This window comes from Methylobacterium sp. WL6 (genome assembly GCF_008040095.1).
Classification (GTDB): Bacteria; Pseudomonadota; Alphaproteobacteria; order Rhizobiales; family Beijerinckiaceae; genus Methylobacterium.
The window spans coordinates 1-22,512 of record NZ_VRVH01000055.1 but is presented as its reverse complement, the minus strand read 5'-3'; the positions used below and the strand labels follow the sequence as shown (position 1 = coordinate 22,512).

The 22,512-nt window shown below is 72.7% G+C and carries 22 protein-coding genes; 10 read left to right on the top strand and 12 right to left on the bottom strand.

Annotation, left to right across the window (positions count from 1 at the left end; translation table 11 throughout):
• From FV230_RS10430 to croR, 5 genes are all read right to left on the bottom strand, one after another.
• Positions 1-791, bottom strand: a 791-nt coding sequence (locus tag FV230_RS10430; protein ID WP_147842319.1) for an ABC transporter ATP-binding protein, incomplete at its 3' end; no start/stop codon positions are given.
• A gap of 8 nt (positions 792-799) precedes the next feature.
• Entirely contained in the window at positions 800-1,177 is a 378-nt protein-coding gene (locus FV230_RS10425; protein WP_147842321.1) for a DUF2141 domain-containing protein, read from the bottom strand.
• Positions 1,178-1,278: 101 nt separating this feature from the next.
• Entirely contained in the window at positions 1,279-2,856 is a 1,578-nt protein-coding gene (gene crtI, locus FV230_RS10420) for a phytoene desaturase family protein (protein WP_147842318.1), read from the bottom strand.
• Between the two features lie 85 nt (positions 2,857-2,941).
• Complete coding sequence (locus tag FV230_RS10415) at positions 2,942-3,721, bottom strand: RNA methyltransferase (RefSeq protein ID WP_246694816.1); 780 nt, start codon at positions 3,719-3,721, stop codon at positions 2,942-2,944.
• Between the two features lie 108 nt (positions 3,722-3,829).
• Positions 3,830-4,306 carry a 3-hydroxybutyryl-CoA dehydratase gene (gene croR, locus FV230_RS10410; RefSeq protein ID WP_147727936.1) on the bottom strand — a complete coding sequence of 159 codons (477 nt, stop codon included), beginning with the start codon at positions 4,304-4,306 and terminating at the stop codon, positions 3,830-3,832.
• Between the two features lie 163 nt (positions 4,307-4,469).
• On the opposite strand from croR, the gene FV230_RS10405 reads away from it, so the two are divergent.
• The 3 genes from FV230_RS10405 to FV230_RS10395 all read left to right on the top strand — a co-directional run bounded on the left by FV230_RS10405 (position 4,470) and on the right by FV230_RS10395 (position 6,251).
• On the top strand, positions 4,470-5,078 hold the full coding sequence (locus FV230_RS10405) for a cation transporter (protein ID WP_147842316.1): 609 nt from the start codon (positions 4,470-4,472) through the stop codon (positions 5,076-5,078).
• Entirely contained in the window at positions 5,075-5,920 is an 846-nt protein-coding gene (locus FV230_RS10400; protein WP_147842315.1) for a metallophosphoesterase, read from the top strand. The genes FV230_RS10405 and FV230_RS10400 overlap by 4 nt, the downstream gene beginning before the upstream one ends.
• A gap of 109 nt (positions 5,921-6,029) precedes the next feature.
• A complete protein-coding gene (locus FV230_RS10395) occupies positions 6,030-6,251 on the top strand; it encodes a hypothetical protein (RefSeq protein WP_147727939.1) in 222 nt (73 codons plus the stop codon).
• A gap of 12 nt (positions 6,252-6,263) precedes the next feature.
• Here the strand turns inward: FV230_RS10395 and FV230_RS10390 are convergent, their stop codons facing one another.
• Positions 6,264-6,515, bottom strand: coding sequence for an RAG2 PHD domain containing protein (locus tag FV230_RS10390; RefSeq protein WP_147842314.1), 252 nt, complete (start codon positions 6,513-6,515; stop codon positions 6,264-6,266).
• 119 nt (positions 6,516-6,634) lie between these two features.
• Complete coding sequence (locus FV230_RS10385) at positions 6,635-7,012, bottom strand: 4a-hydroxytetrahydrobiopterin dehydratase (protein ID WP_147842313.1); 378 nt, start codon at positions 7,010-7,012, stop codon at positions 6,635-6,637.
• A 196-nt stretch (positions 7,013-7,208) separates the two neighbouring features.
• Here FV230_RS10385 and FV230_RS10380 point away from each other — a divergent pair, with 196 nt between their 5' ends.
• From FV230_RS10380 to FV230_RS10370, 3 genes are read left to right on the top strand one after another with little or no spacing between them, the layout of a single operon-like run.
• On the top strand, positions 7,209-8,189 hold the full coding sequence (locus FV230_RS10380; protein WP_147727942.1) for an ABC transporter substrate-binding protein: 981 nt from the start codon (positions 7,209-7,211) through the stop codon (positions 8,187-8,189).
• A gap of 50 nt (positions 8,190-8,239) precedes the next feature.
• The gene (locus FV230_RS10375; protein ID WP_147842320.1) at positions 8,240-8,950 is read left to right on the top strand and encodes an ABC transporter permease subunit; all 711 of its coding nucleotides are present in this window, start codon (positions 8,240-8,242) and stop codon (positions 8,948-8,950) included.
• A 1-nt stretch (position 8,951) separates the two neighbouring features.
• On the top strand, positions 8,952-9,716 hold the full coding sequence (locus FV230_RS10370) for an ATP-binding cassette domain-containing protein (RefSeq protein ID WP_147842312.1): 765 nt from the start codon (positions 8,952-8,954) through the stop codon (positions 9,714-9,716).
• 26 nt (positions 9,717-9,742) lie between these two features.
• Here the strand turns inward: FV230_RS10370 and FV230_RS10365 are convergent, their stop codons facing one another.
• Entirely contained in the window at positions 9,743-11,632 is a 1,890-nt protein-coding gene (locus FV230_RS10365; protein ID WP_147842311.1) for a hypothetical protein, read from the bottom strand.
• A gap of 201 nt (positions 11,633-11,833) precedes the next feature.
• On the bottom strand, positions 11,834-12,160 hold the full coding sequence (locus FV230_RS10360; RefSeq protein ID WP_147728759.1) for an iron-sulfur cluster assembly accessory protein: 327 nt from the start codon (positions 12,158-12,160) through the stop codon (positions 11,834-11,836).
• A 163-nt stretch (positions 12,161-12,323) separates the two neighbouring features.
• Here FV230_RS10360 and FV230_RS10355 point away from each other — a divergent pair, with 163 nt between their 5' ends.
• Positions 12,324-13,571 (top strand): deoxyguanosinetriphosphate triphosphohydrolase, encoded by a 1,248-nt coding sequence (locus tag FV230_RS10355; RefSeq protein WP_243932124.1) that lies wholly within the window; start codon positions 12,324-12,326, stop codon positions 13,569-13,571.
• Between the two features lie 76 nt (positions 13,572-13,647).
• On the opposite strand, the gene FV230_RS29550 is transcribed toward FV230_RS10355, so the two are convergent.
• Entirely contained in the window at positions 13,648-13,860 is a 213-nt protein-coding gene (locus FV230_RS29550) for a hypothetical protein (RefSeq protein ID WP_187275461.1), read from the bottom strand.
• A 545-nt stretch (positions 13,861-14,405) separates the two neighbouring features.
• On the opposite strand from FV230_RS29550, the gene FV230_RS10345 reads away from it, so the two are divergent.
• The gene (locus FV230_RS10345; protein ID WP_147842309.1) at positions 14,406-15,581 is read left to right on the top strand and encodes an MFS transporter; all 1,176 of its coding nucleotides are present in this window, start codon (positions 14,406-14,408) and stop codon (positions 15,579-15,581) included.
• A gap of 388 nt (positions 15,582-15,969) precedes the next feature.
• On the opposite strand, the gene FV230_RS10340 is transcribed toward FV230_RS10345, so the two are convergent.
• Positions 15,970-20,820: an NAD-glutamate dehydrogenase gene (locus FV230_RS10340; protein WP_147842308.1), complete on the bottom strand. Its 4,851-nt coding sequence runs from the start codon at positions 20,818-20,820 to the stop codon at positions 15,970-15,972.
• Between the two features lie 335 nt (positions 20,821-21,155).
• Between FV230_RS10340 and FV230_RS10335 the strand changes: the two genes are divergently transcribed.
• Both FV230_RS10335 and FV230_RS10330 read left to right on the top strand, forming a co-directional pair.
• Positions 21,156-21,362: a hypothetical protein gene (locus FV230_RS10335; RefSeq protein ID WP_147729034.1), complete on the top strand. Its 207-nt coding sequence runs from the start codon at positions 21,156-21,158 to the stop codon at positions 21,360-21,362.
• A gap of 88 nt (positions 21,363-21,450) precedes the next feature.
• A complete protein-coding gene (locus FV230_RS10330) occupies positions 21,451-21,981 on the top strand; it encodes a GNAT family N-acetyltransferase (protein ID WP_147842307.1) in 531 nt (176 codons plus the stop codon).
• A 25-nt stretch (positions 21,982-22,006) separates the two neighbouring features.
• On the opposite strand, the gene FV230_RS10325 is transcribed toward FV230_RS10330, so the two are convergent.
• Positions 22,007-22,512 (bottom strand): bestrophin family ion channel (locus FV230_RS10325; RefSeq protein WP_281408271.1); only part of this gene is annotated, 506 nt, incomplete at its 5' end.

Genomic DNA, 22,512 nt, shown 5'->3' with positions numbered 1-22,512 from the left:
CGCCAGACCAGGGGGGTGTGCGAGGGCGCGAACCCGGCGCGGCGCAGGGCCTCCTCGGCGGCGGGGCCGGCCGGCAGGCTGAGGGCGACCTCGCGTTCGGGAATGCCGGCACGAAGCTCGGCCAGCATGTCCGCGAGCGTGCCCTCGCGGACGATGCGGCCACCGGCCATGAAGGCGGCACGGTCGGCGAGGCGCTCGGCCTCGGCGAAGTCGTGGGTGGCGATCAGGATGGCGGTGCCCTCTTCGCGCAGGCGCCCGAGCACGGCGTGGATCGCGGCGCGGGCGACGAGATCCACCCCTTGCGTCGGCTCGTCGAGCAGCACCAGGGCCGGCCGGCACATCAGGCTCGCCGCGATGTTGACCCGCCGCTGGTAGCCGCCCGAGAGCAGCCCGACCGGGCGCCCGGCCGACTCGGCGATGTCGGTGAGCGCCATGGCCTCCGCCACGGCCATGGCGCGCTCACGCCGCCCGATGCCGGCGAGCTGCGCGAACACCCCGAGATTCTCGGCGACGGTGAGGCGCGGGTAGAGCGCGATCTCCTGCGGCACCCAGCCGATCGCCCGCCGCGCTGCGCGCACCCGGAACGGATCCTGGCCGCCGACCCGCACCGTTCCGGCCTGCGGCGCGAGGCGCCCCGCGATCAGGCGCATCAGCGAGGTCTTGCCGGCGCCGTTCGGCCCGAGCAGCGCCAGGATCTCGCCCGCGCCGAGGACGAGATCGACCGCGTCGAGCACGCGTCGATCGCGATAGGCGAGGGCGGCGCCCGCGACGCGGACGAGAGGCTCCGTCACGCGGCGCCTCAGCGTCGGGGCAGGGCGCGGGCGAGGCCGACCCGCAGCGCGGTCCCGGGTTCGCGCAGGTCGAAGGCGGCCTGCGCGAAGGTCGGGCGGGCCTTGAGACCGACGCCCCCGGAGAAGCCGTAGGGCTCGGTCGGCAGGCCGAGGCCGGTCCGGTCGAGCTTGCGGTTGCCGTTGACGTCCTCGAACGCCGCGACGGCGTAGCGGCCGGCCGGAACGTCGCGGAACACGACGTTCACCGTCCCGCCGCGCGCGGTCAGCTCCTGCCCGAGGCTGCAGGCATCCTCGGACAGGCCGCCCTGGCACAGGGCGACGGACACGGAGGTGCCGGGGTCGGCCCCATCCACCACCACCTCGACGGTGGCCGCCGCCGCCGGCAGGGCGACGAAGACGGCCGCCGCGGCGAGCGCGAGGCGCCTCGGGGCGCGGCCGGAATGCGGAATGGGAGTCGGCGTACGGAGCGTGCGGGGCCCAGCGACGCTCACGAGGTCTCGCCGCCGGTGGCGAGCGCCGCGGTCTCGGGCACGCCGGAAGTCTCGGCGACGCGGGCGCCGGCCAGCTCCTCGATGAGCAGGCGGGCGGAGATGCGCGCGCCCTCGTAGATCACCGGCAGGCCCGAGCCCGGATGCGTGCCGCCGCCGACGAGGTAGAGCCCCGGCCCGAAGCGGTTGTGCGGGCGGAAGTACAGCATCTGCATCAGGTCGTGGGCGAGGTTGAAGGTGGCGCCCTCGTAGACCGCGAACTCGTCCCGCCACTCGACAGGGTCGACGATCCGCTCGAAGCGGATGCGGCTCTCGATGTCGTCGAGACCGAGGAGCTTCAGGCGCTCCAGCACCAGGGCCCGATAGGTCGCACGGGTGGCGGGCCAGTCGATCCCCGCCTTCAGGTTCGGCACCGGCACGAGGACGTAGAGGGCGGTATGGCCGGGGGGCGCCATGCCGCCGTCGGTGTAGCCGGCATGCTGCACGTAGACCGAGGGCTGCATCGGCAGGATGCCGTCGGTGATCTCGCGGATGTTGCGCGCGTAGTCCTCGGCCAGGAGGATGGTGTGGTGCCCGAGGGTCTCGGGCATCTTACCCTCGATGCCGAGGTACATCATGAAGGTCGAGCACGAGAGGCGCGCCTTCTCGATCTTCCGGTCGCGCCAGCGCGGGCGGTGCACCTCGGGAACGAGATCCTGGATCACCTGCGCGAAGTCGCCGTTGATCACCACCGCGTCCGCGGCGATCCGCTCTCCGTCCACGATCACGCCGTCGGCGCGCTTGCCGTCGAAGGTGACGCGCTCGACCGAGGTCCCGAGCCGGATGTCGACGCCCATGCGTCGGCAGAGGCCGGCCATCGCCTCCGAGATCGCGCCGCACCCGCCGACCGGGTGGTAGACCCCGTGCTCGTATTCGAGGAACGACAGGATCGTGAACAGGCTCGGGCAGCGGAACGGCGACATGCCGAGGTACTTGGTCTGGAACGCGAAGGCGAGGCGGACCCGCGGATCCTTGAAGTAGCGCTGCAGGTCGCGGTCGACGCTGCGGCCGGGATGCAGGTGGGGCAGCGCCCGCAGCATCCCCGGGCTCGCCATGCTGCGGAGGGTGTGGAACGCCTGCTCCAGCACCGGCTTGAAGAACTTCAGCTTGACCCGGTTGTCGGCGAAGAACTGCTTGACGTTCTTGGCGTCGTCGGGCGCGATGCGGGCGATCTCGGCTTCGAGGCGGTCCATGTCGCCGGTGGCGCGGATCTCGCCGCCGGCCTCGAACACGAGGTGGTACTGCGGATCGAGCCGCTCGAGCTTGACGTGATCCTCCAGCCGCTCGCCGCAACTGTCGAAGATGTCGGCCAGGATCTGTGGATAGAGGAAGAAGGTCGGGCCGATGTCGAACTTGTAGCCGCCGGCGGCCTCGACCGTCTTGGTGCGGCCGCCGACCTGCTGGTCCTTCTCGATCAGCGTGACCTGAAGGCCGGCGCGCGCCAGCAGCAGGGCCGTGGCGAGGCCGCCCGGCCCGGCACCGACGACGACGACCCGGCGCCCGGACAATGTCCGCAGGCCCTCCCGTGACTGAAGCAACGCGCCCGACTCCCAGACCAGAACCACCCGGCGGACGACCGGCTCCCGCCCGGTCCACCTGCTGTCAAGCTAGCTCGCGGCGGGGTCAAGGCAATGGGTGCGCATTGTCGCGCGCATCGCGGCCCCCGCCGGAGAGGCGATGCAGGGCGATCGCGCCGGCTGTGGCGACGTTGAGCGAGTCGAAGCCCGCCGCCATCGCGATGCGCAGGCCGCGCATCCGCGCCAGCACGTCGGCCGGCAACCCGGGGCCTTCCGTGCCGAGCAGCAGCAGCGTGCGGGCCGGCGCCGTCAGGTCGGCGACGTCCTCTCGCCCGGACGGGCTGAGCGCCAGCGGCTCGAGGGCGAGGGCGCGGGCGGTCGCGAGCCAGTCGGCGCCGGGATCCAAGCGCGCGAAGGGCACGGTCAGGGCGGCACCGGCCGAGACGCGGATCGCCTTGCGGTAGAGCGGATCGCAGGTGCCGGCGTCGAGCAGCACCGCGTCGGCACCGAAGGCTGCGGCGTTGCGGAACAGGCCGCCGACGTTGTCGTGGTTGGTCAAGCCGGCCAGGCCGACGACCAGCGCCGGGGTGGGCGCCGGCGGGACGATCGCGTCCGCACGCACGCCGTCGCCGCGGATGCCGACGGCGAGCACGCCGCGATGGATCGGGAACCCGGCCACCGCGCTCATCACCGCGCGGTCGGCGACGAAGACCGGCGGCGTGCCGGGGCCGGCCTCGATCGCGGCTGCGAGGCCGGCGACGCGCTCGGGCAGCAACAGGATCGATTCGGTGCGGAAGCGAGCCTGCGGCGACAGCATCAGCCGCAGCGTGACCTCGCCTTCGACGATGAAGCGACCGGCCCGCCCGACGAGGTCGCGCTCGCGCATCGCCGCATAGGGGGCGAGGCGCGGATCGGCCGGATCGGTGATCGGGATCGGCTGCACGGACCGCGCGTCGGAGCACATGCGGTCGGCGGCCCTAGGGTCCGGCTCCGCTCACGCCGGCGGGCGGCCGCCCATGCGGATCGCCAGCGGGTCGGCCTCGGCCTTGGTCGGCACCTTCACCAGGGCCTCGCCGTCGAGCACGACCTCGCCGGCCACGGAGCAGGTGCACTTGAGGCGGGCGCGGCGCCGCTCGGGCACGAGCTCGGCTACCTCGACGGTCACGTCGACGGTGTCGCCGATGCGCACGGGCGCGCGGAAGTTCAGGGTCTGGCTGATGTAGACCGCGCCGGGGCCGGGGAGGCGGGTGCCGAGCACCGCCGAGATCAGCCCGGCGGTGTAGAGGCCGTGGGCGATGCGGGTGCCGAAGGGCGTGCGCGCCGCGAAGTGCTCGGACAGGTGGATCGGGTTGCGGTCGCCGGTGATCTCGGCGAAGCCGATCACGTCGGAGGAGGCGATCGTCTTCGACAGGGTCTCCGAGAGCCCGACTTCGAGGTCCTCGAAGTAGAGAACGCGCAATTCGGGCAACATCTGAAACTCCTCGTTCCGGCCGCACGGATTCGGTCCGGCCGCGGCCCCGCCTCGCACAGGTCGGGCGCCGAATCCAGCCGGGCGAAACGCCGAGGCCGGGTCGACAGCCCGCGCGCGGTGGGCGAAGAGGCGGCCCGGCCCGTCAACGGACACCGTCGCCCGCGTGGACTCCACCGCCTCCCCCCCGCTCCGCCCCGTCGTCGCGCGCGTCGCGGGGCTGAACCTCGGCTACTTCGGCATCGAGATCGCGGTCGCCCTGGCGATCGGCTCGGTGGCGTTGATCGCCGACAGCCTCGACTTCCTCGAGGACGCGGCGATCAACCTGCTGATCTTCGCCGGCCTCGGCTGGAGCGCGGTCAACCGCGCCCGCCTCGGCACGCTGATGGCCGGCATCCTGATGGTGCCGGCCCTCGCGACCGCCTACGCGGCCTACGAGAAGGTCTCGGACCTGAGCGCGCCGGCGCCGCTTCCTCTGACGCTCACCGGCCTCGGCGCGCTCGCCGTCAACCTGACCTGCGCCCTGATGCTGTCGCGCCATCGCGACGGCGCCGGCAGCCTGACGCGGGCGGCCTGGCTGTCGGCCCGCAACGACGCCTACGCCAACCTGGCGATCATCGCGGCCGGGCTCGCCACCGCGCTGCAGCCCTCGCCCTGGCCCGACCTGATCGCCGCGGCCGGGATCGCCATCCTCAACGCGGACTCGGCCGGCGACATCCTTCGCGCGGCCTCCGCCGAGCGCCGCGCCGCCCAGGAAGCAGGACCGCCCCCGTGAGGATCTTCCCGATCTCCGACCTCCATCTCGAGCGCCGCCGCCTCGATCTCATCGCCGCACCGAGCGGGGCGTTCGACGTGATGGTCTGCGCCGGCGATCTGTACGAGGGCCACCCCGAGCGCGGGCTCGCCGCCGTGCTGGCGCTGGCCGGCGGCCGACCGGTGGTGCTCGTGCCGGGCAACCACGAGCACTATGCGCCGACCGGCGACGCGCGAACCGCCCCCGAGCTCCTCGCCGCACTAGCAGGGGAGGTCGAGCGCCTGAATGGCGCCGGTGCGCGGATCCACCTGCTGCAGCACGGCGCCACGTGCGTCCTCGATGGGGTCCGCTTCGTCGGCGCGACCCTGTGGAGCGACTGGTCCCTAGCCGGGCGCTGGCTCGCGGCGGACGCACCCGACCGGCCGGCCGACCCGGTGAGCTACGCGGCCGAGCGGATGACCGACCCGATCACCGGTTCGCGAGAGTACCGCGGCTCGATCCGCAAGGCCGACGGCACCGCCTGGCTTCCCGCCGACGCGATGGCGGCCCACGCCTCCGAGCGCCGCCGGCTGCTGGCGGCCCTGGCGCAGCCGTTCGACGGGCCGACGGTGGCGGTGACGCACCATCCCCCGAGCCCACGTGCGGCCGACGCCTTCCGCGACGCGCCGGGGGTGCCGTGGTGGGTGCCGGCCTTCTACGCGACCACGGTGCTCGACGAGCTCGACGACGCCGCGCGTCCCGTCCTGTGGGTGTCCGGCCATTTCCATGCCGGGCACGACATGACGATCGGACGCTGCCGCTGGGTGGCGAACCCGGTCGAGGGCGCGACCTACGCGGCCGACCGCGTCGTCGCCGTGGCGTGAAGCTCGGCCCGGTCGACGCAAGGCGACGCCCCCGCGCCGCCCGGCGCGAAACCTCCTGCACGGCTCGTGCGTAGGGCTGCCACGTCCTTCCCGCGGGAGAGCCCTTGCCGTGAACACCTTCCTCGCCGTCGTCCTCGTCTGCGCCAACGCGATCGCGCAGGAAGCCTGCACCGACGACAAGGCCCTGGAGGTGCGCAAGGTCCGCGTCGCGAACGAGCTCGGCTGCACCAACGGCTGGCAGGAGATCATCGCCCGCACGGACCTGCGCGACGAGATCGGCAAGACCTCCTACCTCAAGACCGAGTGCCGCCGGGTGAAGAGCCCGCAGTGACCGCGGGGCGCCTCAGCATCCGGCCTTGAAGGCGATGGGGCCGGTGGCGAAGCGGATCTCGCCGCGCCCGTTCCGGATCTCGCCCCCGGCGTAATGGAGCGCGTCGTCGCGGTTGCGGAACAGGCCGCCGGCGACCCCGTGGCTCTCCAGCGCGACCCAGCAGCCGCCGGCATCCTGCCCGATGGTGAAGCTGAGAGCGGGCGCGTCCGGGATGGCGGGCGGGCGGCCGGCGACGGCGGCGAGGGCGGATCGAAGGTTCGGCATGGTCTCACGCGGGGCTGGCGCGGCCCCTTGCCGGAACCGCACCGCCAAGATCGAGCCGCCCACGTAAGGAATCGAGCGTCACCGCCGCGCGATGCCATGAGCGTGTCGTGAGGATCGGCCTACTTCTCGTACTTGACGTAGGCGAAGCGTGCGTCCGTCGGCGTCCCTTCCAGGCCCTGGCCCTCGAGGCCCGGCTGCCAGGAGACGACCTCCTCGATCTTGCGCGCCAGCGCGAAGTCCTTGTCGGTGATGCCCTTAGCGGCATGGTTCATCAGCCGCACCTCGACCCAGGCGTAGGAGGCGGTCAGGTCGGGGTGGTGCCACGCGGCCTCGGCGAGGTGGCCGACGGTGTTGATCACCATCAGCGTGCTCTTCCAGCTCGCGGTCTTGTAGGTGCGGCGAATCCACCCGTCCTCGTAGCGCCAGGCCGGGATCTCGGCGGCGATCCGAGCGGCGATGGTCTCGTCGTCCAGGGCGCCTTCGCGTGGCTCGGCCATGATCTCTCTTCCGATGTTGGTTGTCCCCTTCGAGCCTGCCCCGGCCACCGCTCCCGCGCAAGGCGGTTGTGGACGGGCCGCGTGCTGCGCCCTATGACCTTTCGGCAACGGCACCTTCGGCGTCGGAGCCTCACCGCTCCGGCCGGGGCGGGCCCAAGGCCGAACCGGCCGGCAAGACCTCCAGGGAGAAGGCGCCATGCTGTCACGGCGCGGATTGCTCGCCGCCGCGCTCGCCGGCCTGCCGGTGCTGTCGCATCCGGCGCTGGCGGCCCCTAGCGTGCGCCTCGGCAGCCTGCCGTTCGGCACGGTCGCGTGGGAAGCCGCGGTGATCAAGGCGCGCGGGCTCGACGCCGCCAACGGCTTCACCCTCGACCTCGTCAAGCTCGCCGGCAACGACGCGGCGCGGATCGCCTTCATGGGCGGCCAGGTCGACGTGATCGTCGGGGACCTGCTCTGGGCGGCCCGCCTCGGCAACGAGGGCCGGGCGATGCGCTACGTGCCGGCCTCGACCTCCGAGGGCGCCGTGATGGTGCCCGCCGCGAGCCCGGTGAAGACCCTCAAGGATCTCGAAGGCAAGCGCCTCGGCGTCGGCGGCGGGCCGCTCGACAAGAACTGGCTGCTGCTCAAGGCCCAGGCGCAGGACGCGGCCGGCTTCGACATCGAGGCCAAGACCGAGATCGCCTACGGCGCACCGCCCCTGATCGCTTTGAAGCTCGAGCAGGGGTCGCTGGATGCCGCGCTCACCTACTGGACCTACTGCGCACGCCTCGAGGCCAAGGGCTTCCGCCGGCTGATCGGCGCCGACGACATGATGCGCGCGCTCGGCGCGAAGGGCGCGTTCGCGCTGATCGGATACCTGTTCGAGGCGCAGACCGTCGCCGAGAAGCCCGAGGCGATGGCCGGGTTCGTGCGCGCGGTGCGCGCGGCCAAGGACATGCTCGCGGCCGACCCCTCCGCCTGGGAGATTGTGCGCCCGCTGATGGCCGCCGACGACGACGCCATCTTCGAGGCCCTGAAGCGGGAATACCTCGCCGGCATCCCGCGCCGCCCGCTGGCCGAGGAGCGCAGCGACGGCGAGCGGCTGTTCTCGGTGATGTCGAGGCTCGGGGGCGAACGCCTCGTCGGCACCGGCACCGGCCTGCCGCCGGGCCTGTACTACGACGGGAAGACCGGTTGATCCGCGCAAGCGCCTCGAACCGCCGCGCCATCCTCACCCGTCTCGGCTCGATGCTGGTGCTGCTCGCCGCGTGGCAGGCTGCGGCACAAGCCGCGGGCTCGCGGATGCTGCCGACGCCGCTCACCGTGGCGGCCTTCATCGGCCGGGAATCGGCGCGCGGCGACCTGTGGACCAATGTCGGGATCACGCTGACGCGGGTCGGCGTCTCGTTCGTGCTCGCGATGGTGCTCGGCGTGCTGCTCGGCGTCGCGCTCGGCCGCTCGAAGCGCCTGAACACCCTGCTCGACACGCCGCTGCTGGCGATGCTGAACACGCCCGCCCTGGTGATCACGGTGCTGGCCTACGTCTGGGTCGGCTTGAACGAGTCGGCCGCGATCCTGGCCGTGGTGCTGAACAAGCTGCCCAACGTCGCGGTCATCCTGCGGGAGGGCGCGCGCGACCTCGACCCGGGCCTTGAGGAGATGGCGCGGACCTACCGGTTCGACCGGCGCTCCTGGGTCGCCCACGTGCTGGTGCCCCAGCTGCAGCCCTACGTGGTGGCCGCGGCGCGCTCCGGCCTGTCGCTGGCCTGGAAGATCGTGCTGGTGATCGAGCTGCTCGGCCGCCCCAACGGCGTCGGCTTCGCGATCAACTACTACTTCGTCCAGAGCACCGACGTCGCCGCGATCCTCGGCTACAGCATCGTGTTCATGAGCGTGATGATCGCCATCGACATCCTCCTCCTGCAGCGGCTCGAAGCGCATGTCCGCCGCTGGCGATAAGATGTCCGCCGCCGTCGACGAGATGTCGGGTTCCGACGCGGTCCTCACGGTCGCGATCGCGCGAAAGGTCTACCATCCGGCCTCGGCCGAGCCGGTGGAGGCGGTGCGCGACCTCGCCTTCGCGATCCGGCCGGGCGAGATCGCCTGCCTGATCGGGCCCTCGGGGGCCGGCAAGACCACGACGCTGCGGATCCTGCTCGGGCTCGACGCCGATTACGACGGCTCCATCGTGCCGGATCCGCGCGCCTCGGAGACCGGGCCGGGCATGGTCTTCCAGGAGCCGCGCCTGCTGCCGTGGCGGACGGTGGAGCAGAACGTGCGCCTCGCGATGCCGCGGCCGCAGCGCGGGCGCGACCTCGACGGGCTGTTCGCGCATCTCGGGCTCGCCCCCTGGCGCGGCCGCTATCCGGGCGCGCTGTCGTTGGGGATGCAGCGCCGCGTGGCGCTGGCCCGCGCGCTCGCCAACGACCCGCGGCTCCTGGTGCTCGACGAGCCGTTCGTGTCGCTCGACGACGCGGCCGCCGCCTCGCTCCGCGGCCTCGTGGTCGACACCGTCGACCGGCTCGGCATGAGCGTGCTGATGGTGACCCACAACGTCGCCGAGGCGATCGCCGTCGCCGACCGGCTGCTGCTGCTCTCCCCGCGCCCGGCGAGCCTCGTCGCCACCATCCCGCTCGACCGGCCGCGGCCGCAGCGGGACCGCGCCTGGGCGGATGCGACGCGACAGGACCTGGCGCAGCGCTTCCCCGGCGTCATCGCGGAATAGCGTTCCTTCGAGCGGAAGGGCCGGCCTCACTCCACCTTGGCGTCGACGTCGAGCTTGTCGAGCACCGCACCCGGCGTGCGGGCCAAGCCGAAATCGGCGAAGCCGAGGCCGGCGGCGTTCTTCGCCTTCGCGGTCATCGTCAGGCGGCCGGGCTTCGTCACGAACTGGCCCAGCGCCGCGCCGATCGCCCGGGCGGCGGGCGAGTTCCCGAGCATCGCCGGCACGCCGAACTGGGTTGCCGCCACGTATTCCTGGCGCAGCTCCTCCGGCTTCAGGCTGAGGGCCTTGGCCTGGGCCGCGAGGAAGCGCTCGAACAGGCCGGTATTCTGGATCGTCAGGTCGAGGGCCTTGGCGGTCGCCGTCAGCATCAGCAGGCTCGCCGCCGGGATGTGCGAGGCGAACAGCTCCGGCCCGAGGCCGCCGATCGTCCCGGCGAGCCGCAGCGAGCCGATGTCGCGGCCCGACAGCGTCATCTCGCGCACCGCGACCTCGCGCTTGGCCTCGTCCCAGGCGGAATCGACCACGAGGTTGAGATCGAGATCGGCATAGCCGTAATCCGGCAGCGCGCCGAGCACCGGCATGCCGGCGACCATCGCCGCGGGGAACGTCAGGCCCGAAAGATCGAGGCGGCTCGCGGTCGGCACCCCGTCGCGCAGCGGTCCGAAGGTCAGGGCGCCGCTGCGAAGGGCGAGGTGGACCGGTGCCGCACCGGGGGCGGCGGGCGTGGCGAGGGGATCGCCGGACTTGGCGGTGGCCGGAGGCCTGGATGCGGTCCGGCCGGGCTCCTTGCCGACCGGGGCCGGGGCGCCCGGCATGTCGAGGCTCAGGTCCTGCAGCGCCAGGCCGCCGACCGCGGGGGTGAGGCGGCGCAGCTCCTCGTCGGTGACGGCGGTGTCCGGGTCGGCGAGGCGGCGCAGGGTCGCGATGGTCGGGGCGAGGGAGACGCCGGTGAGCGCCACACGCGCGAGCCGGGCCTTAAGGCCGCCCTGCGCGAACGCGATCGCCTCCAGGGTCGTGCCGCTCTCGGCGCCGGTGCCGCCGTGAGCCAGGCGCCCGACCTCGACCAGCATCGGCTCGCCGGCGCCGGTCCGGCTGATGGCGAGGCCGCGCAGCTCGAGGCTGCCGAACGCGACGGCGTCGGCCAGGTCGGCGGCGGTTCCCGCGAGCTTGCCGCGCTCGGCCGCCGTCATCTCCGGGTCGACGGCCTCGAGCCCGCGGGCGAGCCCGGCCATCGCGCCGTTCCAGCCGCCGGGGACCTGGCGTCCGCCGAAATCGCGGCCCTCGAGCCCGGCGATCCGGATCGTGACGCCTGAGGCTTCCGTGTAGGTCACGTCCGAGGCCTGGATCGCGGCGTAGATCCGCTGGACCGGACCCTTGCCGTCGCCGGATTCCGACGAGAGCCGGACGAGCGCGGCGAGGTCAAGGTCGCTGGCGACGATGCGGCCGTAGGTGCCCGACCCCGGGTGCGCGCCGGTGACGGAGACCCCGGCGCCGGCCATGGTCAGCTCGGCGATGCGGCCGGCGCGCACGTCGCGCGCCGCGACCTCGCGATAGGTCACGGTCTGCAGCGATCCGCCCGGGCCGGGATGTTCGGAGACGAGGACCGGGATCGAGATGCTCGCCGCCTCCAGGCGTGCGAGGCGGGGCGCCCAGGGCCCGGGCGAATCTGCCTTCAGGATCGCCGTCAGGTCGTCGCGCGAGAGACGCGTGCCGCTGACCGTGATCCGCGCCGCCTTGAACACCGTGTCGCCGAGCGGCAACGCGACGTCGACCAGCACGACGTCCTGAACCGCCGAGGCCGCCTCCTGCGCCGCCGCAGGCCGGCCCGTCGTCCCGACGCCGAGGACGAGACCGGCACAGAGGCAGAGGCGGGCCGCCCGGATCAGGCTGGCGCGGACCGTTCGGTGACTGATCATCGTGTGCGGACCGCTGACGAATGTTCTATCCGAGGAGACGGCGCTGTCGTCCCGCATTTCGCCGCGCGAGGCAATCGGTGCGCCACGTCGCGACTCACGCTTGTCGGCGCCTGTCGTTCCGGCACCACGATGCCGGCGACCGCAATCAGCCCCGACACTACCCTCGGGGCCGCACGGGACAGCGCCGCGCCCCTCGAAAGATCAGAGCGAGAACGAGGTGCCGCAGCCGCAGGACGAGGTCGCCTGCGGGTTCTCGATCTTGAAGGACTGCCCGATCAGGTCGTTCACGAAATCGATCGTGGATCCGGCCATGTACTCGAGCGACACCGGGTCGACGACCACGGTGGCGCCGTCGCGCTCGATCGTGACGTCCTGCGCCTCCTGGTCGCGGGTGATGTCGAAGGCGTAGGAGAAGCCGGAGCAGCCGCCGCCGTTCACGCTGACGCGAAGCAGCGCGCCCGGGGGCTCGGCACCCATGATCTCGTTGATGCGCTTGGCGGCGCGGGGGGTCAGGGTGATCTCGGCCATCGGGAGAGCCATCGGCGCTGTTGTCGGGTCCGGGCGCGGCGGGCGATTGCCCGGCGCGTGATCGATCCAAGATATGGGGTACGACGGCGCGCCGCAACGCGTGCCGCGTCGAACTGCGAGGGAACCATGCCGGCAGCACATCACGAACCGGGCGGGAGGCCGCGTGCGCGCCAACGGTGAGCGCTGGCGCGCGGCCTACGCCACCGACCCGGGCGCGACCCGCGGACGGCTGATCCCCGAGCCGGCCTCGCCGACGCGGAGCGATTTCCAGCGCGACCGCGACCGGGTGGTGCACTCGACCGCCTTCCGACGGCTGAAGCATAAGACCCAGGTCTTCGTGCATCACGAGGGCGACCATTACCGCACCCGGCTGACCCATACCCTCGAGGTCAGCCAGATCGCCCGGGCGCTCGCCCGCGCGCTGGGCCTCGACGAGGACCTGGCCGAGGCGCTCGCGCTCAGCCACGACCTCGGCCACACCTGCTTCGGCCATACCGGCGAGGACGCGCTCGATGCCTGCATGGCCGAGCATGGCGGCTTCGACCACAACGCGCAGGCGCTGCGCATCGTGACCCGGCTGGAGCGGCGCTACGCCGGCTTCGACGGGCTGAACCTCGCCTGGGAGACGCTGGAGGGCCTGGTCAAGCACAACGGCCCGCTGCTTGAGCCGGACGGTCGCCCGACCCCGCGCTACGCGCGCACGGGCATCGCGGCGGCGATCCTCGAATACGACGCGCTGCACCCCCTGGAACTGGCGCACCATGCCGGGCCGGAGGCGCAGGCGGCGGCACTCGCCGACGACATCGCCTACGACAGCCACGACCTCGACGACGGCCTGCGCGCCGGATTGTTCGATCTCGCCGACCTTGAAGCGGTGCCGTTCCTGCGCGGATTGCTCGACGAGATCGCCGCCCTGCATCCCGGGCTGGAGGTGTCGCGCACCATCCACGAGCTCGCCCGGCGGGTGATCACGCGCTTCGTCGAGGACGTGATCGCGGAAAGCCGGCGCCGCCTGGCCGTGCTCGCACCCCGCGACGTCGCCGCGATCCGTAGGGCGCAGGCTCCGGTGATCGCGTTCTCGGAGGAGATCGCGGCCGCCGACGCCGACATCAAGCGCTTCCTCTACGCGCGGATGTACCGCCATCCGGAGGTGATGGCGGTGCGGGCGAAGGCGAACGCCATCGTCGCGGACCTGTTCTCGGCGTTCTCGGCCGATCCGACGCGGATGCCGGTGGAATGGAGCGAGGGCTTGTCCGGCGCACCGGCCGGCCGCATCGCCCGGCGCATCGCCGACTACATCGCCGGCATGACCGACACCTACGCGGTGCTCGCCCACCGGCGGCTCTACGCGTCGACGCCCGACCTCCACTGGAGCCCGCCGAGCCGCGGATTGCCCCTGACCGAGCCGTAGGGCAGGGCGCCGCACCGGGGCGGACGCGACGGAGGAGCCGCCAAGCGCCCGCCGTCGCGTTCGTCACCCGGCCCGATCAGTAGCCCGCGCAGGTGCAGCCGCTGCCGTAGCCGTAGGATGCGGGCGCATAACCGCCATAGCCGCCATACCCGCCGCCGTAGGCGGGCGCGTAGCCGCCGTAGCCGTAACCACCGCCGTAGCCATATCCGCCGCCGTAGCCGTAGCTGCTGCCGTAATCGTACCCGCCGTAGCCGCCGGCCAGCGCGCCGGCGGCGAGCCCGACACCCAATCCGATCCCGGCGCCGGCGAGGCCGTAGCCGATCCCCCGGCCATAGCCGCCGCGGTAGCCGCCGTAACCGCCCCGGTATCCGGCAAGACCGCCGCGGTATCCGCCGTAGCCGCCGCGCGCTCCGACGAAGCCGGCGCTGCGGAAACCGCCATGCCCGCCCTAGCCGCCGCCGTACGGGCGCGCTTCCGCGCCGGCGGGAAGCAGGATCAGGGCGGCACCGAGGGCCGTTCCCGCCAGGATGAGGGCCTTCATCACGTCGTCTCCACCGAAACCGAGGGGCGCTTCGGCAGGATCGCCAGGCGCAACGGCCTCGATGGTAGGCGCTCCGGCACCGCCCGGCGGGCGTCAGTGTACGCACCCCGCCGGTTATCCCAGGCCGATCGCGCGATGACGCACCCGACGGTTGAGACCCGTTTCTGGAACAAGGCTGCATCCCATTGCCCGCCGGTCCGCAACCGAGGGCGATCCGCCATGTTGGGGCATACCGCACCGCACAAAAGGGATCGGCGCCCGCGCCTTCGCCCCCGTGCCAACGGAGCCCATGCATGGTCTCGCTGCCGATTCTCGCCCTCGCCGTCGCCTCTTTCGGGATCGGCACCACGGAATTCGTGATCATGGGCCTACTGCCGGAGGTGGCGCAGAGCTTCGGCGTCACCATCCCGCAGGCCGGCTACCTGGTCTCGGGCTACGCGATGGGCGTGGTGATCGGCGCGCCGCTGGTCGCCATCGCCACCGCCGGCCTGCCGCGCAAGACCGCGCTGCTCGCACTGATGGCGGTGTTCCTGGCCGGCAACGTCGCCTGCGCGGTCGCGCCCACCTACGCGACGCTGATGCTCGCCCGCATCGCCACCGCCTTCGCCCACGGCGCCTTCTTCGGCATCGGCGCGATCGTGGCGCGCGACCTCGTCCCGCGGGAGAAGCGGACCCAGGCGGTGTCGCTGATGTTCGCCGGGCTGACGCTGGCCAACGTGCTCGGCGTGCCGCTCGGCACCGCGCTGGGGCAGGCTGCGGGCTGGCGCGCCACCTTCTGGGCGGTGGTGGCGATCGGCGTCGCGGCGGGCCTGGCGATCCAGCTGTTCGTGCCGGCTGGGCTCCCCGGCTCGCGCGGCGGGCTGGCCCGGGAGTTCCGGGCGCTCGGGCGCTGGCCGGTGCTGCGGCCGATGCTGGTCTCGACCCTGTCCTCAGTGAGCTTCTTCACGGTGTTCACCTACATCACGCCGCTCCTGATGGGGGTGACCGGGCTCAGCGCCCGCGGCGTCACCGGCGCGCTGTTCGTCGCCGGCATCGGCCTCACCGCCGGCAACCTGATCGGCGGCCGCCTCGCCGACGGGAATCTCACCGCCACGGTGATCGGCAGCTTCCTCGGCCTCATCGCCGTCCTCGCCCTGCTGGCGGGCGTCGCCCGCTTCGAGATCGCGATGCTGACGGCGCTGGTGGTCTGGAGCGGGCTCGCCTTCGCACTGGTCTCGCCGTTGCAGATCTGGGTGGTGGAGGCGGCCAGCGACGCCCCGAACCTCGCCTCCACCCTGAACCAGGGCGCGTTCAACCTCGGCAACGCCACCGGCGCCTGGCTCGGCGGCGTCGCGCTGACCGCGGGCGTCGGCTACGGTCAGCTGCCGCTGATCGCGGCCGCGGTGTCGGCCCTCGGGCTCGGCCTCGCGCTGTCGGCGATGTCGGGGCCGACGCGCTCGGTCCTGCCGGCGCCGGTCCACCCCGGCTGATCGCGCCGCGGGGACGCTATCGCTCCGGTTGCAGGATACTGCAGCTCACGCATGCGACAACGCCGAACCGTTAATATTTGGCTACACACATGCGCCCGATGCATGCGCGAAGTGCAACCTTGTCCATTGCTGCAGCGCACCATGATCGGCATCTTCGGAGCGAACGGACGGCCCTGCGGCCGTCGCCCCACGGAGAGCGATCCATGACCCAGCCTGCCCCGAAGCCCGGCCTGTTCTCGCAGATGCTCCGCCTCTGGCTCGAGCACAACCAGCGCATGCTCGACATGCGGATGGGCCCGTTCTGAGCCTACGATACGAACCGCCCGGTCCCTGAAAAGCCGGTCCCGCGCATGCGCCGGGCCGGCTTTTTCATGTCCTCGATCCGGCGTCAGCTTCGTGCCAGGTCGCCGAGCAGGCTCGCGGCGACGGTGGCCTTCGAGACCGTCAGCCCCGAGGCCGCGATGGCGTCGACCGCGCTGCGGATGCGGGCCAGCGACGGGCCGCGGGCCTTGCCCCAGGCGGCGACCGCCTCCGGGCCGGCGCCGATGTCGCCGACGACCTCGGCGGTGAGCTGCCGGTGCGCGGTCGAGATGCCGGCCACCGCCCGCTCGAGCGCGACGCGGTCGAAGGTGTCGGAGACCGGCGCCGCGCGGGCGGCTTCGGCGAGCGCGTCGAGGGAGAATTCCCGCTCCAGCGCGAAGTGCGTAGCCGCGATCTCCGCGACCGGCCGCCCGCTGGTGCCGGCGACGCGAACGATGTCGGGCGCCGAGGTCAGCGCCCGCAGCGAGGCGAGGCGGAGTGCCGGCTCCGCATCCATGCCCTGCCCGACGAGGTCGGCACGCCGCCGCTCGATCGCCGCGTTCGCCTCCGCGCCGAGGACGCCGGGGAGGGACGCGAGCACCGCGGCGATCCCGTCGCGATAGCGCGCCACCAGGGGCGCGATGCCGCCGGCGAGGTCGAGGTTGCGGATGAACCAGACGATGCGGTTGACCAGCAGGTCCTGCACCTCGGCGTAGAGGCCGATCTGGGCCTGCCCGCCGATCCGCCCGGCCAGCCCGTCGATGGCCGCGTTCAGCTCCATCAGGCCGAAGGCGTCGCGGGTCACGGCGTAGGCCTTGGCGATGGTGGCGGCGTCCGCCCCGGTCTCGTCGGTCAGCCGCGTGACGAGCGAGATGCCGCCGCGGTTGACGATGATGTTCGACAACGCCGTCGCGATGATCTCGCGGCGCAGACGGTGCCCCCTCACCGCATCGGGGAAGCGCTCGCGCAGGGCCTTGGGGAAGTAGCGCTGCAGCTCGCGGTCGAAGTACGGGTCGTCCGGCACCGGGCTCGCCAGCACCGCGTCGTAGAGCGAGAGCTTGGCGTAGGCGAGCAGCACCGCGTATTCCGGCCTCGTCAGGCCCTCGCCGCGGCGCATGCGCTCGGTCAGCGTCGCGTCGTCGGGCAGGTACTCGACCGCGCGATCGAGGCGGCCTTCCGCCTCCAGCGCCTGCATCGTCCGCATCGCGAAGCCGGCCTCGCCGAGGCCGCGGTGCTGGGCGAGCGAGAGCGCCAGCGTCTGCAGCTCGTTGTTGCGCAGCACGAGGTGGGCGACCTCGTCGGTCATCGCGACGAGGAGCGCGTTGCGGGCATCCGCATCGAGGCGGCCGTCGCGCTCCGGGATCATCAGCGCGATCTTGATGTTCACCTCGACGTCCGAGGTGTTGACGCCGGCCGAGTTGTCGATCGCATCGGTGTTGAGCCGGACGCCGGCCCGCGCCGCCTCGATGCGCCCGCGCTGGGTCAGCCCGAGGTTGGCGCCTTCGCCCACCGCCTTGGCGCGGATCTCCGGGCCGGTGATGCGCACGGCGTCGTTGGCCCGGTCGCCGGCCTCCTCGTCGGTCTCGGTGGTGGCGCGGACGTAGGTGCCGATGCCGCCGAACCAGAGCAGGTCGACGGGCGCCTTGAGGATCGCCTGCATCAGCTCGGCGGGCGAGGCGGAGGCGCGCTCGAACCCGAGCACGGCCCGGATCTCGGCCGAGAGCGGGATCGCCTTGAGCGCGCGCGAGAAGACGCCGCCGCCGGCCGAGATCAGGCTTTTGTCGTAGTCGGCCCAGCTCGACCGGCCGAGGTCGAACAGGCGTTTGCGCTCGGCAAAGCTCGCCGCCATGTCGGGCGTCGGATCGAGGAAGATGTCGCGGTGGTCGAAGGCCGCCACCAGCTTCAGGGTGCGCGAAAGCAGCATGCCGTTGCCGAACACGTCGCCCGACATGTCGCCGACGCCGACCACCGTCACCGGATCAGCCTGCGTGTCGACGTCGATCTCGCGGAAGTGGCGCTTCACCGCCTCCCAGGCGCCCCGGGCGGTGATGCCCATGCCCTTGTGGTCGTAGCCCTGGCTGCCGCCGGAGGCGAAGGCGTCGCCGAGCCAGTGCCCGCGCTCCAGCGAGAGCGCGTTGGCGATGTCGGAGAAGGTCGCGGTGCCCTTGTCGGCGGCGACCACGAGGTAGGCGTCGTCGGGGTCGTGCCGCACGGTGTCGGCCGGCGGCGCGATGCCCTCGGCGACGAAGTTGTCGGTGAGCTCCAGGAGCGTGCGGATGAAGATGCGGTAGCTCTCGGTGCCCTCCGCCAGCCACGCGGCGCGATCCGAGGCCGGCGGCAGGCGCTTGGGAAAGAACCCGCCCTTGGCGCCCACCGGCACGATCACCGCGTTCTTGACCTGCTGCGCCTTCACCAGCCCCAGAATTTCGGTGCGGAAATCCTCCGGCCGGTCGGACCAGCGCAGGCCGCCGCGCGCGACGTAGCCGTAGCGCAGGTGCAGCCCTTCCACGCGGGGCGAATAGACGAAGATCTCGAAGAACGGCCGCGGCAGCGGCATGCCCGACACCTTGGCGCAGGCGAACTTGAAGGCGATCGTCTCGCGCAGGGTGCCGTCGGCGGCCTTCTGGAAGAAGTTGGTGCGGACCGCGGCCTCCACGAGGTTGACGAAGCGGCGCAGGATCCGGTCCTCGTCGAGGCTGGTCACGTCGGCGAGCGCCGCCTCGATGCCCTCGCGAACCGCCGCCTCGGCGGCCCCGCGGTCGCCCCCGGCGGCCGGGTCGAACCGGGCGTGGAACAGCGCGACGAGCTGGCGGGCGATGCCGGGATGCTGGCTCAAGGTCGCGGCGAGGTAGTCCTGGCCGTAGCGCACGCGGAGCTGGCGCAGGTAGCGGCCGAGGCCGCGCAGCAGCGCCACGTCGCGCCAGGCGAGGCCGGCCTCCAGCACGAGGCGGTTGTAGCCGTCGGATTCGGCCTGGTCCGCGGCGATGGCGAGCATCGCCGCCTCCAGCGGCGCCTCGAGCGGGCCGATCTCGATGGCCGCACCGGTGGCGCGCTCCAGCAGCATGTCGTGCAGCCAGACCTTGGTGTCGCTCCCCGCCGGCAGCACGCTGTAGGTCCGCTCGTTGATCACCCGGAAGCCGAGGTTCTCCAGGCCGGGCACCCGGTCGGACAGCGGCAGCGACGCCCCGCGCGAGAACACCTTCAGGCGCACCTGCGCCGCCGGGTCGGTGTCGCGGCGGTCGATCGCGACGGCGCGCGGGCGGTCCTCGGACAGGGATTCGAGGATGGCGATGTCGGCGATGGCGACCTCGGCGGAGAAGTTCTCGCGGTAGGCCGCGGAGAAGCCCTCGCCGTAGCGGGCGGCCAGCGCCCGCGCCTCGGATCCGCCCATGGCCTCCGTGAGCGCGGCGCGCAGCGCGTCGCCCCAGGTCCGCATCAGGGCGGCGATGCCGGCCTCCAGCACAGAGGGGTCGCGCTCCGGCGCGCCGGCTTCGGAGAACCCGACGATGTAATGGATCCGGGCCAGCGGCCCGTCGGGCAGGTCGGGATAGGTCGCCGAGAGCCGGCCGCCGTATTCCTGGGCGAGATAGGCGCCGATGCGGGCGCGCACGATCGAGTCGTAGCGGTCCTTCGGCACGTAGACGAGGAGCGAGACGAAGCGCCCGAACCGGTCGGTCCGCGACAGCACGCGGATGCGCGGCCGGTCGGCGAGGTTGGCGATGGCGAGGGTGAAGCGGAACAGCCGGTCCACGTCGATCTGGAACAGGTCGTCGCGCGGGTAGGTCTCCAGCACGGCGAGCAGCGCCCGCCCGGCATGGCTCGTCGGGTCGAGGCCGGCCTTCTCGACCACGGCCGCGACCTTGCCGCGGAGATAGGGCACCTCGCGGGCGAGCGCGGTGTAGGCCGCGGCGGTGAACAGCCCGACGATGCGGACCTCGCCGGTGAGCTTGCCCGTCGCGGAAAACAGCTTGACGGCGACGTAGTCGAGATGCGCCGCGCGGTGGACGCGGGCCTTGAGGCTCGCCTTGGTGATGATCAGCGCGTGCGGCTCCTCGAGGAACGCGACGATCTCCGGCGTCATGTCCACGAGCGCCCGCCCGCGGCGCAGCACGGCGAGGCCCGGATCGCGAAGGATGCCGAGGCTTTCGGCCTCGGCCGCCCGCTCGCCGGGCAGCGCGTGCTCGCGCATGCCGAGCAGCGTGAAGTGGCCGTCGCGCAGCCATTCGAGGAAGGCGCGCGCCTCGGCGACCTCGCCCTCGGGCAGCGGCGGGGGATTGCGGCCGTAGCCCTCGGCGAGCGCGCCGAGCCGGGCCAGCATCGCGTCGTGGTCGTCGGTGACCAGGGCCACATCGCGAAAGACCTGCGCGAGACCGGCTTCGAGGCGTTCGCGCGCCTCGCCGGCATCGAGCCGGTCGAGGTGGATGTGGATGAAGCTCTCGCGCAGCAGGGCGCCGTGGGCGTCCGCCGTGGTCTCCCCGACGACGCGGACGAGCGCCCCGTCGGCGTCGCGCTCGACGCCGAGGATCGGGTGGGCGACGAGGTGGGGCGTCAGGCCCTGCTCAGTCAGCTCCGCCAGGGTCGAGTCGAGCAGGTAGGGGCGGTTGTCGTTGACGACCTCGACGACGGTCAGCTCGCGGGTGCGCCCGGGGCCGGGCACGGCGACGTCGACGAGCCGGAGGTTCGCCGCCGAACCCGTGGCGCGCGGCACCGCGAGATGCGCCCGCGCGGCGATCGCGAGGTCGGCCAGCGCCTCGGCCGGGTAGGGCGCCAGGTCCTCCGGCGGCACCCGGCCGAACAGGTCGCGGACGAAGCCGCCCGGTCCGCCGCGGCCGCCCACGATCGATGCCGCCGCCTCGATCAGGTCGGTGCGGGCGGATTTCGCCTCGCTCGTCGCCAGGGCGGTGGCCGATTCCAGCGCCGATTCGGTTTCCAGCACCATGGGCGGGGACCCTCCGGACCGGCACCGACGCCGGTCCCGCCCCGGACGTTAGGGGAGGGCCCATGGCGAGTCGATGACGCTCGCTGCTCGCAGGCCCGCGCCGGGTGACAGGCGGGCCGCGACGACCGGCGTTCCGGAAGGGGCGCCGCTGCCGTCCGGCGTTGCTCCTCGCGCACCGTACCGGTTTCCACCGGTCGCGCTCGAAAACGGGAACTGCGCCGGGACTCGCCGGTTGACGCCATATTGGAGCTGTTCTAATTAAGAACTGCAGAGGGACGACGGGGCCGGCGACGGTTCCGACAGCCCGCGACAGACGCCCGAACCGGAGAAACCCGATGACCTCGACCAACGCCTCCTGCAACAGCTGCCGCTTCTTCGACGACCACAAGACCAACGGCGCCTCCGCCGTCGGCGATCAGGGCCTGTGCCGCTTCAACCCGCCGGTGAGCCAGCCGGCTCCCGAGTCCAAGGGCCTGTGGCCGGTGGTGGCCTCGCAGGATTGGTGCGGCCACTTCACCGCCGAGATGACCGCGGCCGAGTGATCCCCGCGCGGTCCCGAAGGGATCGCCGAACGATCGACCGCAGGGGCCGGCGCCGTCGCGCCGGCCCCTTTTTTGCGTGAGCGGATCGATGACGCCTGACCTGCGCCCGGCCGTCGACGCCGACATCGCCGCGATCGCCCGGATCTACGCCGACGCGGTGACGAACGGCACCGCGAGCTTCGAGACCGAGCCGCCGACTTTGGCCGAAATGGCGCGGCGGCGGATGGCGCTCGTCGCGGACGGCTATCCCTACTTCGTCGCCGAGCGCGACGGCGCGGTCTGCGGATACGCCTATGCCGGCCCCTATCGCGTGCGGGCGGCCTATCGCTCGACGGTGGAGGATTCGGTCTACGTCGCCGAGGCCGCGCGCGGTGTCGGGATCGGCCGCGCCCTGCTGGCGGCGCTCATCGCGGCCTGCGAGGCGATCGACGCGCGGGTGATGGTGGCGGTGATCACCGATCCGGGCTCGGAGGCGTCGGTGGCGCTGCATGCGGGCCTGGGCTTCGCGCATGCCGGCGTGCTCGAGAACGTCGGCCACAAGCACGGGCGCTGGCTCGGCACGGTGCTGATGCAGCGCCGGCTCGGGCCCGGGCCGGACGCGGCCCCGTCGCGGACGTGAGCGAGACGGTCGCCGGCCCGCACGCTCAATCCAATTGGTAGCGCACCGGCTCCATCGCGGGCGGAAGCGGCTCGCCGAGGGCATCGAGCACCGTGCGCTCGGCTGTGCGCAGCATCGCATCGAGGGGCAGGTCGTTCGCCTCCAGGCCGAAGGGCTCTTCCAGCTCGTCGCCCAGCGCATCGAGGCCGAAGAAGGTGTAGGCCACCAGCATGGTCGCGACCGGCGTCGCCCAGCCGAGCGAGGCCGACAGCCCGAACGGCAGCAACAGGCAGTAGAGCCACGCCGTGCGGTAGAGCAGCAGGGTGTAGGCGAAGGGCAGGGGCGTGCCGTGGATCCGCTCGCAGGCGGTGTGGATCGCCGACAGGTCCGAGACCTTGCGCTCGAGGACGCCGAACAGCACGTCGGTGAGATGCCCGTCGCGATAGGCCCCTGCGAGGTCGCGGGTCAGGCCGGCGAGCACCGCATCGGTCGGGCTCGGGCAGGAGCGCAGGCGCGCGACCTCGCCCGGCGGCAGCCAGGGCGCGACGGCGG

Bases quoted from the DNA above. Each gene is read 5' to 3' on its own strand.
- FV230_RS10345 (WP_147842309.1), top strand. From the start codon at position 14,406: ATGGTCTCGCTGCCGATTCTCGCCCTCGCCGTCGCCTCTTTCGGGATC.
- FV230_RS10415 (WP_246694816.1), bottom strand. From the start codon at position 3,721: ATGCGCGAGCGCGACCTCGTCGGGCGGGCCGGTCGCTTCATCGTCGAA.
- FV230_RS10340 (WP_147842308.1), bottom strand. From the start codon at position 20,820: ATGGTGCTGGAAACCGAATCGGCGCTGGAATCGGCCACCGCCCTGGCG.
- FV230_RS10330 (WP_147842307.1), top strand. From the start codon at position 21,451: ATGACGCCTGACCTGCGCCCGGCCGTCGACGCCGACATCGCCGCGATC.
- croR (WP_147727936.1), bottom strand. From the start codon at position 4,306: ATGTTGCCCGAATTGCGCGTTCTCTACTTCGAGGACCTCGAAGTCGGG.
- FV230_RS10385 (WP_147842313.1), bottom strand. From the start codon at position 7,012: ATGGCCGAGCCACGCGAAGGCGCCCTGGACGACGAGACCATCGCCGCT.
- FV230_RS10360 (WP_147728759.1), bottom strand. From the start codon at position 12,160: ATGGCCGAGATCACCCTGACCCCCCGCGCCGCCAAGCGCATCAACGAG.
- FV230_RS10370 (WP_147842312.1), top strand. From the start codon at position 8,952: ATGTCCGCCGCCGTCGACGAGATGTCGGGTTCCGACGCGGTCCTCACG.
- FV230_RS10335 (WP_147729034.1), top strand. From the start codon at position 21,156: ATGACCTCGACCAACGCCTCCTGCAACAGCTGCCGCTTCTTCGACGAC.
- FV230_RS10390 (WP_147842314.1), bottom strand. From the start codon at position 6,515: ATGCCGAACCTTCGATCCGCCCTCGCCGCCGTCGCCGGCCGCCCGCCC.
- FV230_RS10365 (WP_147842311.1), bottom strand. From the start codon at position 11,632: ATGATCAGTCACCGAACGGTCCGCGCCAGCCTGATCCGGGCGGCCCGC.
- FV230_RS10380 (WP_147727942.1), top strand. From the start codon at position 7,209: ATGCTGTCACGGCGCGGATTGCTCGCCGCCGCGCTCGCCGGCCTGCCG.
- FV230_RS10375 (WP_147842320.1), top strand. From the start codon at position 8,240: ATGCTGGTGCTGCTCGCCGCGTGGCAGGCTGCGGCACAAGCCGCGGGC.